This window comes from Janthinobacterium sp. GL_088 (assembly GCF_057837845.1).
Genome location: NZ_CM174453.1, coordinates 3621313 through 3637049, shown reverse-complemented (window position 1 = coordinate 3637049; position 15737 = coordinate 3621313). Strand labels below are relative to the sequence as shown.

The following is a 15737-nucleotide window of genomic DNA, read 5'->3' as shown; positions in this document are numbered from 1 at the left end:
TGGTGGCGCGCCTAGGCGGCGCGGTTGCTGATCTCGATGCCATGCGGCCCCATTGGCGGGCGCTGCACGCCCGATTCGAAGCGCACGAAGGCTTCGCGCAGATGCTCTTTCAGCAGGGTCTCGTCCCAGGGTTTGGTGATGAACTTGTACACGGAGCCTTCGTTGATGGCTGCCGTGACCGAATGCAATTCAGGGTAGCCCGACAACATCACGCGCACGATCTCCGGATAGATGCCCTTGATGCGGCGCAGGAGCTCGTTGCCGGACATGCCCGGCATGCGCGCATCCGTGAGGATCACGCCCACGGCGTGGGCGGCCACCAGCTCCAGCGCTTCCTGCGGCTTGCTGGTGCTGAGTATCTGGTAGCCCTCCTTGCGCAGCGAGCGGCGCAGGGAGGACAGGATATGTTCCTCGTCGTCCACCAGCAGCAGCACGCGCTGCGGCGTTTCGGCATGGCAGCTGTCGGGCGGCAAATGGGTGCCGGCATGCAACATCTGATCCATCTCGGCACCGGGCAGCGGGCGGCTGAAGTAATAGCCTTGCATGGCGTCACAGTGGTTGGTATTGAGAAATCCCAATTGCCCCTCCGTTTCCACGCCCTCGGCCACGGTGGTCATGTGCAGCGACTTGGCCATGGCGATGATGGAGCGGGTCAGCGACGCGCCATCCACGCTGTCGGTCACGTCGCGGATGAACGATTGATCGATCTTGACCACGTCGATGGGGAACTGCTTGAGGTAGGACAGGCTGGAATAGCCGGTGCCGAAGTCGTCCAGCGACAAGGTGACGCCGATTTCCTTCAACTGTTCCAGCGCCTTCACCACGAGGTCGCGGTTTTGCATCAGCACGCTCTCCGTCAGCTCCAGTTCCAGGCAATCTGCCGGCACGCCGCTGTCGGCCAGCACTTCGCGCACCAGTGCCGGCATGTCGACCTGGCGGAATTGGCGCGCCGACACGTTGACCGCCATCGTCAGGTGCGTAAAGCCGTAGGCATGCCAGACGCCCAGTTGCGCGCAAGCCGTGCGCAGCACCCATTCGCCGATGGGTACGATCATGCCCGTTTCCTCGGCCAGGGGAATGAAGCGATCCGGCGGCACCAGGCCGATGCCGTCGCGGCGCCAGCGCAGCAGCGCTTCCATGCCATAAATCTTGCCGCTGGTAAGGTCGACCTTGGGCTGGTAGTGCAGTTCCAGCTCGCCCAGCGCCAGCGCCTGGTGCAGCGCGTGTTCGATTTCGGCCCGCTCTTCCACCAGCACGCCCATCTTGTGGTTGTAGAACTGGTAGCCGTTGCGGCCCTTGTCCTTGGCGCTGTAGAGGGCCGCATCGGCCGTCTTGAGCAGCATGTCGCCGCTGTCACCGTCGGAGGGAAACACGCTGGCGCCGATGCTGGTGCTGACGTGCAGGGTATGTTCGCCCAGTACGAAAGGATCGTCGAACACCGCCAGCACTTTCTTCACGATCTGTTCGGCCGTCTCGAGGTCGGGCAGGTCCGTCAGCAGGATGACGAATTCGTCGCCGCCCTGGCGGGCCACGGTGTCGCCTTCGCGCACCGCCAGCTTCAGCCGCCGGGCCACTTCCTGCAGCAGCGCATCGCCCACCGGGTGGCCATAGCTGTCGTTGACGAACTTGAAACGGTCGAGGTCCAGCATCAAGGTGGCCAGGTGCAGGCGGGTGCGGCGGGCATGGACGATGGCCTGGCCGATGCGGTCGTTCAGCAACTGGCGGTTGGGCAAGTCTGTCAGCGCGTCGTGGTTGGCCAGGTATTCGATGCGCAATTCCTGCAGCTTGCGTTCCGTGATGTCCTGCACGGTGCCGCGCATCAGCAGCACCTCGCGGCCTTCACGCACGGCTTCGGCCTGGTGAAAGACGATGCACTCGCCGCCGTCCGGCTGCAGCACCTTGTGTTCCAGTCCGTAGCTGGTGCCGTTCGCATGCAGTTCCATGAAGGCATCGAGCAGCAGGGGCCGCTGGTCTTCCGGCAGGCATTGCAGCAGGCGGTCGAAACTGGTGGGGCCGGAATCGGCGTCCAGGCCCAGGATGCGCAACAGTTCCGGAGACCAGTAGCCGTCGCCGCCGGCGATCCGGTATTCCCAGTTGCCGAGGCGGGCCAGCGCCTGCGCGTGGCTGAGGCTTTCCTGGATGCGGCTCAACTCGGTGAGCGCGCTGCTGGCCCGCAGCAGGTAGCGCAGCCGGTGCGCCAGCAGCCGCCATTGCATCGGCTTGGAAATGAAGTCGCTGGCGCCCGCTTCCAGCGCCTGCTTGATGGAGTCGTCGTCGTCGCTGCCGGTCAGCACGACGATGGGCACGTGCGCGCCGCCGGGCAAGCGGCGCAGCTGGGCGCAGCATTCGAAGCCGCTCATGCCGGGCATGGCGACGTCGAGCAGGATCAGGTCGGGCACGCCGCGCTGGAAGGCGGCCAGCGCTTCCAGGCCGCTGGCCGCTTCCTCGATGCGGAAGCCTTCCGGTTCCAGCGCTTCCGTCACCAGGATGCGCGTCATGGTGTCATCATCGACCACCAGGACCAGTGCTTGCAGGGGCAGTGCGGTATTCATAGGGCTTCCTTCTCAAGGGCCAGGGCGGCGAGGACACGGTCGAGTTCTTGCTGGATGCCGCGGATATGCTGCAGTGCGCTGCCGACATCATTGCCGCGCGCGTATTGTTCGATTTCACGGCAGGTGGCCGACAAGCCCAGCGCGCCCACGTTGGCGCAGCTGGACTTGAGCGTGTGCGCCGCCAGCTGCAGGGCAGCGGCGTCGCTCGCCTCGGCGGCCACTTCCAGCTGGCCCAGCAGGCGCGGGGCGTCGCTGTAGAACAGGTCGATGATGCGGCCCAGTACGTCGGGACGGCCGGGACGCCGCATGGCGCGCAGGTTTTGCAGGGCGGCGGCGTCGAGGATGGAGGCCGATTCCGCCGGCGCCGGAGTCGCTTCCATCGTCACTACCGTTTCCGCAGCCGCCGGCACGGCGGGCGCCGGGTGCCAGCGGGCCAGCACGGCCAGCAGGGCGGCGCGCGTGTACGGCTTGGCGAGGTAGTCGTCCATGCCCGCGTCCAGGCACAGTTCGCGGTCGCCGAGGATGGCATTGGCCGTCAGGGCAATGATGGGCGTGCGGTGACGGCCCTGCTGGGTTTCCATGCGGCGCAACTGCCGGGTCGCCTCGAAACCGTCCATTTCCGGCATCTGGCAATCCATCAGGATCACGTCGAACGGGTGACGTTCCCACAGGGCCAGCGCGCGCCGCCCGTTGTCGGCCGGCATGGCTTCGTAGCCGCTATCTTCCAGCATGGCCAGGGCGATTTCCTGGTTGATCGCATTGTCTTCCACCAGCAGCATGCGCAGCGGCGCCTGGCCTGCGGGTGCGCTGTCCGGCGCAGCGGGCAGGGCAGGCGCCGCTGGCGGCGTCGGCGCCAGGGTGCCGAAGCCGCAGACGGCTTCGATGCAGTGACGCAGTTCCAGCGCCCGCACGGGCTTGGTCAGGCAGTATTCCACGCCCAGCGCCGTGACCAGGCGCAGGTCGGCCGAGGCATCGAGTGAACTGAGCATGATGATTTTCAGCGCCACCATGCCGGCGTCGGCCTTGATCGCCCGCACCAGTTCGGCACCGTCCATGACGGGCATGCGCATGTCGATGATGGCCAGGTCGAACGGGCGCCCGCTGCGCAGCGCGCCTTGCAGCAGGCCCAGCGCTTCGGCGCCGTCGGCGGCGCTGGCGGCGGCCATCTGCCACTCGATCGCGTGCTGCAGCAGGATGCTGCGGTTGGTGGCATTGTCGTCCACGATCAGCACGTGCAAGGCATCGAGCGATACGCGCGGCGGCGGCGCCGGCGGCGCGTCTTCGGGCGCTACACTGCCCACGACGACGGTGACGGCGAAGCTGGACCCCTGGCCCGCCACGGATTTCAGCACAATGTTGCCACCCATCATCTCCGCCAGTTGCTTGATGATGGCCAGTCCCAGTCCCGTGCCGCCATACTTGCGCGAGGTGGTGCTGTCGGCCTGGCGGAAGGGCTGGAAGACGGCCGCCGCCGCTTCCGGCGCCATGCCGATGCCCGTGTCGCTCACTTCCAGCCGGATCTGGCCGGCAGCGGGGCAGCTGACGTCGACGGAAATCTCGCCCCGCTCGGTGAACTTGGTGGCGTTGTTGAGCAAATTGGTGAGGATCTGGCGCAGGCGCACGGGGTCGCCGCGCACGTGCTGCGGCACGTCGGAGGCGATGCGGCAGGTAAATTCGATGGCCTTGCGCTGGATGCCGTTGGCAAACAGCGCCACCACATCGTCGATCACCTGGCGCAGGTCGAAGGGGATATGTTCGAGCACCAGCTTGCCCGCCTCGATCTTGGAAAAGTCGAGGATGTCGTCAATGATGCTCAGCAAGCTTTCGCCCGAACGGTGTACCGTGTGCACGAAACGCTGCTGCTTGGGACTCAGTTCTGTGCGCTGCAGCAGTTCCGTCATGCCCAGCACGCCATTCATCGGCGTACGGATTTCGTGGCTCATCTTGGCCAGGAATTCCGACTTGGCGCGGTTCGCGGCGTCGGCCTCGCCCTTGGCCTGCTTGAGCGCCAGGTCGCGCTGTTCAACGTGCTCCAGCATGCCGTTAAATCCCAGGATCAATTGCCCCAGTTCATCGCTGCCGTGCTGCGCCACGCGTACCGACAGCGCCTTGCCGTCGCGGATATGCGCGATGGCGTAGGACAGGCGCGCCAGCGGCCTGGCGATGGAAGCGCTGATCAGCCCGGTGATGGCCACGCAGGCCAGCAGCAGCACCAGGGCGATGCCGAGGATCAGCACGAAGGCATGGCGCACGCCCTCGCGCACCTGGGTCACCGCGTCCTGCTGCTGGCCCGTGATGCGCGCCACCTGCTGCGCGGAATAGGCGGCCTGTTCGCGCTCGAAGGCGCGCACGTGGTCGATGACCTCATCCAGCGCCGTCTGGCTGTCCAGCACGCTGCCCTTGGCTTGCACCAGCCGCTGTCCCGAGCGCTCCACCGCATCGAGATGGGTGTTGACGCTGCGCGTTTCGGCCAGCAAGTCCAGCTGGCCTATGCTTTGCAGCAAGGTCTGCATGGTGGCCATGTCGCGCTGCAGGGCGCTGATGCGCTGCGCGATATCGTGGCCCAGGCGCGTGACATCGCCGGCTGCCGTGGCCAGCATGACTTCGCCCACGTCGATGCTGATGGCGTCGACGGCCAGGTTGATTTCGCCGCTGGCATCCTCGATGCGGGCCGAGGTGTGCATGTAGCGGCCGGCCTCCGCCAGCCGGTCGCGTCCGATGGCCAGCTGCAGTTCGATGGGATCGAGCTCCTCGGCCAGGCGCAGGTGGGAGCTGGCCAGCGCGATGCTGGTTTGCTCCTTGAGGGCGGCGTAGGCCGCCTGCTGCGCCGCGCTGGCGCCGCCCTCGGCCAGCAGCCCGGCACGCAGGGCCAGCAAGCCGGCGGCGGGATCGAGCATCTGGCGCGCCGTGGCCAGCAGTTTCGCCCGCAGCGCCTGCTGGGCCGGACTGATGTCGCGCTCGCTGCTTCCCGCCAGGCGCGCGACGGCCGCCGTCAGCCGTTCGCGCAAGGGCGCGATGCGGAAACGGTTTTTCACAGCCTCCGTTTCGGCCAGCGCAATCTGCATGTCGTGGATGCTCTTGCGCAAATCGGTCAGGTAGCGGGCGTTCTGGTTCAGGCGCTGGCTTTCCAGCTGCACCTCGGCGGCCGTGGCCTGGGCCTGGCTGTCGACCAGGCGGATCTTGCTGCGCGCACCCTTGGCGGCGGCCTTGATCTGCGCCAGCACTTGCCGCATCTCCGTCGCCTGGGCCTTGTAATAGGCTTCGTTTTCCAGGCGTTTGCGCACGGCGACGCGCATGCGCTGGAATTCCTGTTCGAAGGCCGAGTGATAGCGGGGCGTTTGCAACTCGCCGTGGCGCCGCAAGTCCTGGCTGATGCTCTCGGCGGCCTGGATACTGGCGACGATCTTGCTTGATACCTGCTCCAGCTGCGCCAGGTCTTCCGCCTTGCCCAGTTCGAAAAAGTCCGACGTCATATCCTGCACGGTATAGCGCAGGCGCAACACGTCCGTGTACAGCGGCACGGTCTGGTCGGTCAAGCCGTGCACATGCGTTTCGATGCCTTTCACCAGCAGCAGGCCGGCCGCCGCCATGGCCGCCACGCCCGCCAGCAGCACGCTGGTACTGATGATCAGCTTGGTCCTGATTTTCATGCCAGGCTCCAGGGGAGGGAGGCGCGCATCACTTCGCGCCAGGCGCCGGCTCGGCCGGAACGATCCTGCCGTCGGCGATGCGGGTCAGGAAGACGGCCGTCGACGCCTGGTGGTCGCCTGGCCGCAGCGTCACCCGCAAGCCGCCCAGATCGAGCCGGTCGAACGTTTCGAAACTCTGGATCAGGCGCTCGCGCGTGAGGTCGGCGCCAGCGCGGCGCAGCGCCGCCACCATCAACGTGGCCGAGATGCAGCCTTCGAAACTGACGAAAGACAGCGTGGCCGCCGGCACATGCCTTGCCAGCAGCGCGGCGCAGTCGGCGGCGATGGGCAGCTGGCGCTCCTCCGGCAGCGGCACCACCTGCGAGATGACGATGTTGTCGCCTGCCTTGCCCAGCAGTTGCAGCAGGCTGTCCGTGCCGACAAAGGACACCGTGGCCAGGGCCGCCTTCAGCCCGGCCTGGCTCGCCTCGCGCACGAACGCGGCCACCGGCGTGTAGGGCCCGGCCATGATCACGGCTTGCAGCTCATGCCCGATCAGGGCCGCCAGTCCCGCCTTGACGGCCGTCGTGCCGCGCTGGAAGGAACCCTTGGCAACGAGTTCCATGCCGCGCCGTTGCAGGGCGCGCACGGTGCCGTCAAGCACGGCATTGCCGAAACCGTCATCCTGGTACAGGACGCCAAAGCGTTTGACGCCGCGGCTGGTGAAATACTCCACCAGCGCATCGGACTCGTCGTCATAACTGGCGCGGAAGTTGATGATTTCATGCACCACGGGGTGGCGCAAGGTCATCGCGCCCGTAAACGCGCCCACCAGCGGCACTTTCATTTCCTGGACGATCGGTATGACGGCGTTGGTGGTGGGCGTGCCCACGTTGCCGAACAGGGCGAACACCTGTTTTTCCTCTACCAGCCTGAGCGTTTCGCTGATGGCGCGGTCCGGATCGTAGCCATCGTCGGCAATCACCAGTTCGATGCTGCGGCCATGGATGCCGCCGCGCTGGTTCGCTTCCTGGAAAACGGCCGTTGCGCCGTCGAGCATGGCCCGCCCCAGCCCCGAGGCCGCCCCCGTTTGCGCATTGACCATGCCCAGCCGGATGTGCGTATCGCTGACACCCGGTTCGGCGGCATGGCCGATGCCGGCCACGAGGGTGATAGCGAGCCAGCAGCATTCCGGGAAAACGCGCATGAGCTACCTTTATGGGGGTTGAGCGGTATCAATAGGCATGGGGTTGACAACGAGTATGGAGGAAATTGCCAACAAAAAACTCACACATAGTCACGGCGCGCAAAGCAATCCGGCGGCAGCTCAAGGCACGGGCAGTTGCACCACCACCTTGCCCCGTGCGCGCCCCTGCGCCAGGTAGGCCAGCGCCTGTTTTGCCTCAGCAAAAGGAAACACCTTGTCGATGACGGGGCGGATGGTGCCCGCTTCGAGCAGGGCGGCGATCTGCGCCAGCTGGCTGCCGTCGGGACGCACGAAGTGGAAGGCATAGCTGGCGCCGCGCCGCTTCGCCAGGCCGATGATCTTGCGGCTAAGCAAACCAAACACCAGTTTCAGCACCACGTTCATGCCGCGCGCGCGGGCAAAGGCGGCGTCCGGCGGGCCGACCAGCGAGACGACGTGGCTGCCAGGCTTGACGATATGCAAGGCTTTTTCCAGCCCGTCGCCGCGCACCGTGCCCAGCACGGCGTCGTAGTCGCGCAGCACGTCCTCGAATGGCTGTTGCTTGTAGTCGATGACGTCATCGGCGCCCAGGCCGCGCACCAGCTCCACGTTTGCCGTGCTGGTGGTGGTGCCCACGCGGGCACCCAAGTGTTTGGCCAGCTGGATGGCGAACGTGCCGATGCCGCCGGATCCGGCCGGAATGAACACTTTCTGGCCGGCCTTGAGCTGCATGCGCTCATGCATGGCTTGCCACGCCGTCAGGCCCACCATGGGAATCGACGCCGCCTGCACGAAATCGAGGTTCGCCGGTTTCAGCGCGGCCGCCTGTTCGGACACGACGGCAAATTCGGCCAGGCTGCCGTATTGAGTGTCGAAAATACTCGCATACACGGCGTCGCCCGCTTTAAAGCGCGTGACGCCGCTGCCGACTTCCACCACCACGCCGGCCAGGTCGCTGCCCAGGGTGGCCGGCAAGCGCATTTTTAGAATCGGCTTGAAGTCGCCCTTGGGAATCAGGTTGTCGATGGGGTTCAGGCCCACGGCATGCACCCGCACCAGCAGTTCGCCGTGTCCTGGCGTGGGGCGGGGCAGTTCGGCAAACGCCACGTGATCGGGACTGCCGTATTTTGTCAATTGCAATGCTTGCATGAGTTTCTCTCTGAGTGCTGGAAGGGGGGAGGCGTTCAGGCCAGGCGCAGATCCTTGCGCAAGCCGGCGTCCAGCAGCGCGGCAGGCATGAAACGGCGCATCAGGCGCAGGCGCGCCGCCAGCGGCCCGGCCGTGTAGCGCAATTTCGGCTGGCTTGCCTGCGCCGCCGCCAGGACGGTGTCGGCCACGATGGCCGGGTCATCGGCGCCGGCCATCAGGGCTTGCAGCCGGCTTGTGACGGCCGCGCTGACTTGCCTGTAGGCGGACAGCGGGGTATCGGGCGCCAGCAGATTGGCTTCGAACGTGGTCTTCGTGTAGGCCGGTTCGATGACGCTGGCACGGATGCCCCAGCCCCGCACTTCATGGTCGAGCGATTCCGTGTAGCCCTCGATGGCGTGCTTGGTGGCCGAATACAGCGCGCCGTAAGGCATGGGCAAGAAGCCCACGACGGAACCGATATTGAGGATGCGCCCGCCGCCCTGGGCCCGCATGTGCGGCAGCACGGCCAGGGTCATGCGCAGCACGCCATAGAAATTCGTGTCGAAGATGGCTTGCGCCTGCGCCATGCTGCTTTCCTCGGCGCCCGCCGGGGCCACGCCGAAACCGGCGTTATTCACCAGCAGGTCGATGTGGCCTTCGCGCTGCATGACCTCGGCCACGGCGGCCGCGACGGACGCATCGCTGGTGACGTCGAGCGCCAGCATCGCATGGCCGGGTGCGGCCGCCTGGTCGCCGCGGCGGCTGGTGCCGTACACAGTGTAGCCCGCTTGCGCCAGGCGCTGCGCCGTGGCCGCGCCGATGCCGGACGAGGCGCCGGTGACCAGGGCAATCTTCTTGTTTTTCATGGCAGTCCTTCAGTGGTTGATAGTATTGAATATGATGATCGTCATATTGTTGCTTGAAAAAAAGCCCGGAACGGATCAGCGCCACGGGCAGGGCAGTTAGCTGCTTGCCTGAAACTGCGCCAGCGTGGCCGCGCACAGCGCGTCCGACAGGGCTGGCTCGTCGACGGCGCGCGCGAGGATGGTGGCGCCGATCATGGCGCACACCGTCGCCATGGCTTGCGGGTGGGCTTCCGGCTGGCCCCAGTTCGGCAACTGGCGCGCGAACAGGTCGATCATTTCCTTGATATGGATGGTGGCGGCGCGCCGGACCTCGGGCGCCTGGCGCGGCATTTCCGAGCCCAGCGCCGCCACGGGGCAGCCTACCTCGATGGCGGCGATGTGTTCGGGCGACAGATAGGCGGCCAGCATGGCCTGCAGCGCCTGGCCGGGCGGGGCGGCAGCCGCCACCCTGGCCGCCAGCGCCACCGATTCGGCGCCCGCGCGGTCCCCTGCTTCGGCCAGCAGGGCGTCGCGCGAGGCGAAGTGCGCATAAAAGCCGCCGTGCGTCAGGCCCGCTTCCTTCATGATGTCGGCCACGCCCGTGCCCGCGTAGCCGCTGCGGCGGATGGCGCGCGTGGCCACTTCGACGATGCGTTCGTGGGTGGCTTCCTTGCGGCTGTGGGCCGAGGATTTCTTGTTGGGTAAGTTCTGCATGACGGTCATCATATCGCACTTTTCAACACCGTGCACGCGACCAGCCGCAGCAGACGTTTCCCTGCCGCGGCTGGTATTCGAAGAAAGACTAGCTCTTCAGGCTGCAAAAGCTAGCATAGTGGTTCTGCGTGTAATAGCGCTCCACTAATTTGCGTTTCCCTTTCGGGGTCTGCACAAGCAAGACCGCACGATGCGAACCGGCTCCGCCATCGCCGCCGATACCCAGATAGTATTCATAATAAACCTCGTCCTTGCCGGCGGCGGGAAGGCGGCCCTCATTGTTATTGAATACGGTATTGCCAGGACCACCCGCCACCGCGCTCGTTTTCGCATTGCGGTATGCGTCATATTCGCTGTTTTGCGGCGTGGGCAGGGTTTTGCTCGGCTCCCTTTTGCCGCAGTCGGGAATTTTCGCCGCATAGGCATGCGAAGAGAACAGGGCGCCTGCCACAATCAGACCCAGCGACCAGGTTGTTGCGCGTTGAGTTTTCATCGATAAGCTTTCGTTGGTGGTGCGTTCAATGGATGGGCTTTTCTGGATACGGCCACTGTTCGGGCGGCCGGCATAATCTCTGCATCACTGAATATAATTAAAATTTATAAAATATTACTATCCAATTGTCACGTGCCGATAAATATATGATTTATTTTTTCGGGAAATTGGACGGTGAAATTTTTCTGAAAATAAATACGCTGCAGGGCGTCAGATAAATTCATGCAGTCACGCACATTTGCGTGACAATGTTTGAGTATTTTTGATTTTCAATTCGTTATGCTTTGCGATAGTTACTGGTAATAATCTAGCCAGTCCAGGCATAACATTCTCCCGATATTCTGTTGTTGGGTATATTTAAATCAGAATAAAGGATGAATTCATTGATTTAGATCATTAACTTCTGATAGGAATCTGCATGAGCCATGACCACATCGGTTGCGCCTGCTGCAACCTGCCGCACCTGCCCGCGCTGACCAGCAGCCTGTTGACGGAATCCGCACTCGGCGGTGAACTGGAGGCGGCGTTTCAACAAGCATATCCACCGCACGCCGCGACACTGGGGCCGCAAGCCGTGATCTTCCATGGCGGAGTCATCCATACCTTGGCCAGCGGTGGCAGCGGGCAAGTAGAGGCCCTGGGCATCGCCGGCGGTACCATCATTGCCACCGGCACGCTGCCCGAGGTGCGCCAGGCCATGCAAGCGCACCAGCCGCACGAGACGGATCTGCGCGGCCGCACCTTGCTGCCCGGCTTCGTCGAAGCCCACATGCACGTCCTGCCCAGTGCGCTGTACAAGAGCTGGCTGTCGCTGACGCCCTTCCAGCAGGCCCCCCTGCAACAGGAATTGAATCCGGAATACAGTTTTCAGAGCATTCGCCAGCAGATACTGAGCGCGCTGGCACAGCCGCAGAAGCTGCAAAAAGACAAGAAGGGCAACCCTTGGCTGCTCGGCTTCGGCGTCGATCCCTCGCTGATGCACCATTGGGAAGACATCACCGCCAGCCAGCTCGATACACTGAGCAGCACGGTGCCCATCCTGCTGATGAACTCTTCCGGCCACCTGGCGTATCTCAATACGGCGGCGCTGAACGCGGCCGGCATCACGGACAACCCTTCCGGCGTGCTGACCGAGATCAAGATCGCCGAGGCGCTGCTGGTCGCGCCGCAGCCCAAGCTGCTGGACTTTGTCGCGTGCCTGAAGCAGGTGCTGGACAACGCCTCGGCCATGGGCTTTACCACCGTCTTCGACGCGGGCCTGGGCGCCACCGAGCACCCGCAGGTGGAAATCGGCTTGCTCAAACTGGCGGCTCATCTCGGTCCCGTGCGCATCGGCGCCGCCTTGTTTACCAAACCCGACGAAGCGGCACTCGACAAGTGGCTGAAGCAGTACAAGCCTGACCTGGCCAGCCACGGCGACCAGCGTTTCAGCATCAAGGCGATCAAACTGATCGCCGATGGCTCCAACCAGGGCTTGACCGGTTACCAGAGCCGGCCTTATGCCTGCTCGCATGAACACTCGATACCTGGCGTGCCGAGCACCGGCTTGAGCAATTACCAGGACACGTCCAAGTTCACCCGCATGCTGGAGAAGGCGGTGGGGCAGGGCTGGCCCGTGCTGGTGCACGCGAACGGCGACAAGGCGGTGGAATATGTGCTGGACAGCTACAGGCAGGTATTGACGTCAACGCCAGGCGGCATCAGCGAAGAGGAAGCCCGGAAGCGGCGTCAGCTGCGCCTGCGCGTCGAGCATGCATCGCTGCTGAATAATGCGGCCATCAATACCATGGCGGAACTGCAACTGAACCCCAGCTTCCTCATCGGCCACGTCGGCTATTGGGGACATACCTTCCAGCACACCATTTTCGGTCGGGAGCGGGCCGATTTGCTGGACCGCTGCCACTCGGCGCTGCAAGCGGGCATGCACATCAGCTTGCACTCGGACCATTTCGTCTCGCCACTGGGCCCCTTACGCATGATGGAGCAGGCGGTGTTCCGCACGATGGAAGCGACGTCAGGGAAAGAAGCGCTGAATCCGCGCGAGTGCCTGAGCCGCATGGCGGCCTTGCGTGCCGTCACGCTCGATGCCGCCTGGCATTGCCACCTCGACCACCTGGTCGGTTCGCTGGAAGCCGGCAAGCGGGCCGACCTGGTGATCCTTGCGCAAGACCCGCTGGACGAGACAGTGCGCAAGCTGCGCGACATCGTGGTGGAGGAAACCTGGCTGGCGGGGACGCGAGTACATAGCCACGGCAAGTCGTCGGGCAGCATTGCCCGATAAGTAGCCGCAATGCAAAAGCCCCCGATAGCTGCCGGCAGCTATCGGGGGCTTTTAGTTATTGCGGGGCGTCACAGGGTCAAGCCAGTTTGCGCTTGCCTGCGGAAACGCGGTTCCAGCCATAGCCGGCGACGATGATGGCCAGGATGGCCGCCTGCGCCAGTAAGGTTTCCAGGGTTGGCAAGATGCCCAGCAGGTCGACGCGGATGAAGTCGACGGGGCTGACGCCGACCCAGCCCGCTTCCTGCAGCGCGGCCACGCCTTTGCCCATCAGGATCACGGCCAGCACGGCCACGAAGGCGGACGTCAGCGAGAAGAACTTGCCGATCGGCATGCGGGCGCTCGTGCGCAGCAAGGCCCAGGCGATCACGACCAGCAGCACGATGGCCACCAGGAAGCCGCCCAGCAGGGCGCCGCCGTTGCCGTCCGCTGCCAGGGCGGAATAGAACAGCACGGTTTCAAAGACTTCGCGGTAGACGGCGATGAAGGCCAGCGCGAACAGGCCCCAGGCGGAGCGCCGCGACATCGCTGCCGTGAGTTTCTCGTGCAGGTATTCCTGCCAGCGCCCGGCGCTGCTCTTCTGGTGCATCCACAAGCCCACGCTCAGCAGGACCAGGGCCGCAAACACGGAACCGAGACCTTCGCTCACTTCACGGCTGGCGCCGCTGATGGTCACCAGATACGTTGCCGCCACCCACGTCAGCCCGCCCGCCACCAGCGCGCTGGCCCAGCCCGCATGCACATAGGCCAGCACATCCTTGCGCTTGGCCTTGCGCAGGAAGGCGATGATGCCGATCACGATCAGCAGCGCTTCCACGCCTTCGCGCAGCAAGATCGTCAGGGCGCCGACAAAGGTCGTCATCGGGTCGGCCTTGGCGTCGCCCAGTTCCGCTTCCACGTGGGTAAACAGTTGCTGCAGCTTTTCACCGGCCGCGTCGGCGTCGGCCACCGTGCCCTTGGCCACGGCGGAACGGTAGGCCAGCATAGCGTTTTCCACGGCCAGCAGCAAGGACTTGTTACGCGCGCCGACCATCGGCTCGATCGGCTCGAAACCGTCCAGGTAGGCCGACAGGCCCAGGCGCGTGGCGCCCGCACGGTCGCCCGCGTGCATGGCGGCCAGGCTTTCGACCAGGCGCAGACGCGACAGGGCCAGGCCGGCCGGCTTGTGCGCCTCGGCCTTGTCAGCATGACTGCGCAAGTACGCCGTCAGCGCTTTGGCCTCGTCCGCGCCCAGCTTGGCGGCCACGGCTTCCTGCGTCAAGGTCGTCACGGCGGCCAGGTCCGCGTACAGTTTTTTGCTGCGCGGATCGTCCTGCCACAGCTTTTCGCCCTGCGCGCTGGCCGCCGCATCGTGCGACATGCCGCCGATATAGAAGGCCAGATCCCAGCGCTCGTTCTCGGACAGCTGGCCGAAACTGGCCATCGAGGTGCCGGCCACGCCTTGCGAAATGACCTGGTACAGCGCCATCAGGCTGCGCGACTGCGCCCGTTCGCCATCCGTGAAGGCGATCGGTTTCGGCTCCAGGCTGGCCGCCAGCGGACCATCGCCGCCGCCGGCCACGCCGTGGCAAGAAGCGCACTGGGCCGCATACAGGGCCGCGCCGCGCGCCAGGTTCGGCAGCACTTTCGGCGCCACGGGGATCGGGTAGGCGGCAATCAGCAAGCCGTTCGCGTGGTGCGCCAGGCGCTTGACTTCCACGCCGTCCGCTTTGGCGACGACGGCTTTGCGCAGGTCGGCGATGGCGGCGGCGATGGCCGCTTGCGAGGCGTGGGCGGGCAGGGCGGCAATCTGCGTCGTCGCGTTGTCCGTAAAATCGAGCATTTCCGCGTATTCCGCCTCGCTGACCACCTTGCCGTGCTCGACAGCGCCGCTGTAATCGACGGCAACATAATCAATCAATTGCCACAACTGCTTGGCGCCGGCGCCTTGGTCGGCCACTTGCGCTTGCGCGCCACCGGCCAGCAACAGGCCGAGGCTGGCGGCCACGAGCGGATAGCACACGAGCCATTTCTTGATAGAACTGAACATGATTCTCATTCTCATTTGTCGTTAACCCGGCGACTATAGGACAGACAGTGCGGGGTGTCAACGGCGCACGGGCCTTGTCCTGGACGATATTGCCGGTCAGGCGCCGAGCTGCTGTAGAGAATGGGAGGGGGAAGGCGGCTTAATGGCCGGATGCCTTCGCGTACAGGCCCTTGGCGACGGCGCTGTCCATGCCGTGCAGTTTCAGGCCGCCCTTGACCACCCGAAAGTTCAGCGTCTGGAAGGCTTGCCCCCTGAGCCATTGGGCGTCGGTGACGGCGAACGCGGCGAGGCGTTCCTGCGCGCGCTCGGCTGGCACGGCCAGCCATTGATAATCGGCTTTGGAACCCTGGCGGCGCAAGCCGGCCCGCACCCAACGTTCCGACGCCGGCATGTGGACGATGGCGTCGCCGTTCGCCACGCTGACGGCCGTGGCCGTCTTGCCGCTTTGCGCTTCGAACTTCACTTCCACGTCGGCCATCGGTCCCACTTGGGGGAAACCGACGATGGCCACCCACGTGCCCGCTTCGGCGGGTTTCTGGATGCGCATTTCCGATTCCTCGAACACGCGAAACTGCGGCTCCTTGCCGCCGTCGCCCGCCACCAGGGTCACCATGTCGCCGGCCACGCGCCACTCGCCGCTGGCTTGCTCGTCGGTATTGCCATAACTGAGCGTCCACTCGAACTTGCCATCCTTTTTCAGCAGCAGTTCGGAGCCCACTTCCATGACGCCTTGCAGGTAATAGTGTCCGGGCAGCGAAGTCGCGGCGGGGTCCGCCGCGCTGGCCGCGCCAGCCGAAAAGGATAAGGCGAGGGCGGCGCAGGCCAGCAGGCCGGAGAGGGATTTCTTCATCGGTAGATCCTCGGTGTGTCTTTATGGAATGCC

The 15737-nt window shown here is 64.9% G+C and carries 10 protein-coding genes; 1 reads left to right on the top strand and 9 read right to left on the bottom strand.

What is annotated here, in order from left to right; genetic code table 11:
- Window positions 1–11: 11 nt before the first annotated feature.
- The 7 genes from AC3IQ7_RS16285 to AC3IQ7_RS16255 form a co-directional block, all read right to left on the bottom strand.
- Window positions 12–2552 carry an EAL domain-containing protein gene (locus AC3IQ7_RS16285; RefSeq protein WP_489206676.1) on the bottom strand — a complete coding sequence of 847 codons (2541 nt, stop codon included), beginning with the start codon at window positions 2550–2552 and terminating at the stop codon, window positions 12–14.
- A complete protein-coding gene (locus tag AC3IQ7_RS16280; protein ID WP_489206675.1) occupies window positions 2549–6202 on the bottom strand; it encodes a response regulator in 3654 nt (1217 codons plus the stop codon). Before AC3IQ7_RS16280 ends, AC3IQ7_RS16285 begins: the two co-directional genes overlap by 4 nt.
- Window positions 6203–6230: 28 nt before the next feature.
- On the bottom strand, window positions 6231–7388 hold the full coding sequence (locus AC3IQ7_RS16275; RefSeq protein ID WP_489206674.1) for an ABC transporter substrate-binding protein: 1158 nt from the start codon (window positions 7386–7388) through the stop codon (window positions 6231–6233).
- Between the two features lie 120 nt (window positions 7389–7508).
- Complete coding sequence (locus tag AC3IQ7_RS16270) at window positions 7509–8516, bottom strand: NADP-dependent oxidoreductase (protein ID WP_489206673.1); 1008 nt, start codon at window positions 8514–8516, stop codon at window positions 7509–7511.
- Window positions 8517–8551: 35 nt separating this feature from the next.
- Window positions 8552–9361, bottom strand: coding sequence for an oxidoreductase (locus AC3IQ7_RS16265; protein ID WP_489206672.1), 810 nt, complete (start codon window positions 9359–9361; stop codon window positions 8552–8554).
- A gap of 96 nt (window positions 9362–9457) precedes the next feature.
- Window positions 9458–10066 (bottom strand): TetR/AcrR family transcriptional regulator, encoded by a 609-nt coding sequence (locus AC3IQ7_RS16260; RefSeq protein WP_489206671.1) that lies wholly within the window; start codon window positions 10064–10066, stop codon window positions 9458–9460.
- 76 nt (window positions 10067–10142) lie between these two features.
- Window positions 10143–10547 (bottom strand): ribonuclease domain-containing protein, encoded by a 405-nt coding sequence (locus AC3IQ7_RS16255; RefSeq protein ID WP_489206670.1) that lies wholly within the window; start codon window positions 10545–10547, stop codon window positions 10143–10145.
- A 418-nt stretch (window positions 10548–10965) separates the two neighbouring features.
- On the opposite strand from AC3IQ7_RS16255, the gene AC3IQ7_RS16250 reads away from it, so the two are divergent.
- A complete protein-coding gene (locus tag AC3IQ7_RS16250) occupies window positions 10966–12828 on the top strand; it encodes an amidohydrolase (RefSeq protein ID WP_099376743.1) in 1863 nt (620 codons plus the stop codon).
- Between the two features lie 76 nt (window positions 12829–12904).
- Here the strand turns inward: AC3IQ7_RS16250 and AC3IQ7_RS16245 are convergent, their stop codons facing one another.
- Complete coding sequence (locus AC3IQ7_RS16245; RefSeq protein WP_489206669.1) at window positions 12905–14854, bottom strand: FTR1 family protein; 1950 nt, start codon at window positions 14852–14854, stop codon at window positions 12905–12907.
- A gap of 139 nt (window positions 14855–14993) precedes the next feature.
- Window positions 14994–15704, bottom strand: coding sequence for a hypothetical protein (locus AC3IQ7_RS16240; RefSeq protein WP_489206668.1), 711 nt, complete (start codon window positions 15702–15704; stop codon window positions 14994–14996).
- Window positions 15705–15737: the final 33 nt, after the last annotated feature.

Coding starts and splice junctions, on each gene's coding strand:
- AC3IQ7_RS16285 (WP_489206676.1), bottom strand. CDS start 2,552: ATGAATACCGCACTGCCCCTGCAAGCACTGGTCCTGGTGGTCGATGAT.
- AC3IQ7_RS16280 (WP_489206675.1), bottom strand. CDS start 6,202: ATGAAAATCAGGACCAAGCTGATCATCAGTACCAGCGTGCTGCTGGCG.
- AC3IQ7_RS16275 (WP_489206674.1), bottom strand. CDS start 7,388: ATGCGCGTTTTCCCGGAATGCTGCTGGCTCGCTATCACCCTCGTGGCC.
- AC3IQ7_RS16270 (WP_489206673.1), bottom strand. CDS start 8,516: ATGCAAGCATTGCAATTGACAAAATACGGCAGTCCCGATCACGTGGCG.
- AC3IQ7_RS16265 (WP_489206672.1), bottom strand. CDS start 9,361: ATGAAAAACAAGAAGATTGCCCTGGTCACCGGCGCCTCGTCCGGCATC.
- AC3IQ7_RS16260 (WP_489206671.1), bottom strand. CDS start 10,066: ATGATGACCGTCATGCAGAACTTACCCAACAAGAAATCCTCGGCCCAC.
- AC3IQ7_RS16255 (WP_489206670.1), bottom strand. CDS start 10,547: ATGAAAACTCAACGCGCAACAACCTGGTCGCTGGGTCTGATTGTGGCA.
- AC3IQ7_RS16250 (WP_099376743.1), top strand. CDS start 10,966: ATGAGCCATGACCACATCGGTTGCGCCTGCTGCAACCTGCCGCACCTG.
- AC3IQ7_RS16245 (WP_489206669.1), bottom strand. CDS start 14,854: ATGTTCAGTTCTATCAAGAAATGGCTCGTGTGCTATCCGCTCGTGGCC.
- AC3IQ7_RS16240 (WP_489206668.1), bottom strand. CDS start 15,704: ATGAAGAAATCCCTCTCCGGCCTGCTGGCCTGCGCCGCCCTCGCCTTA.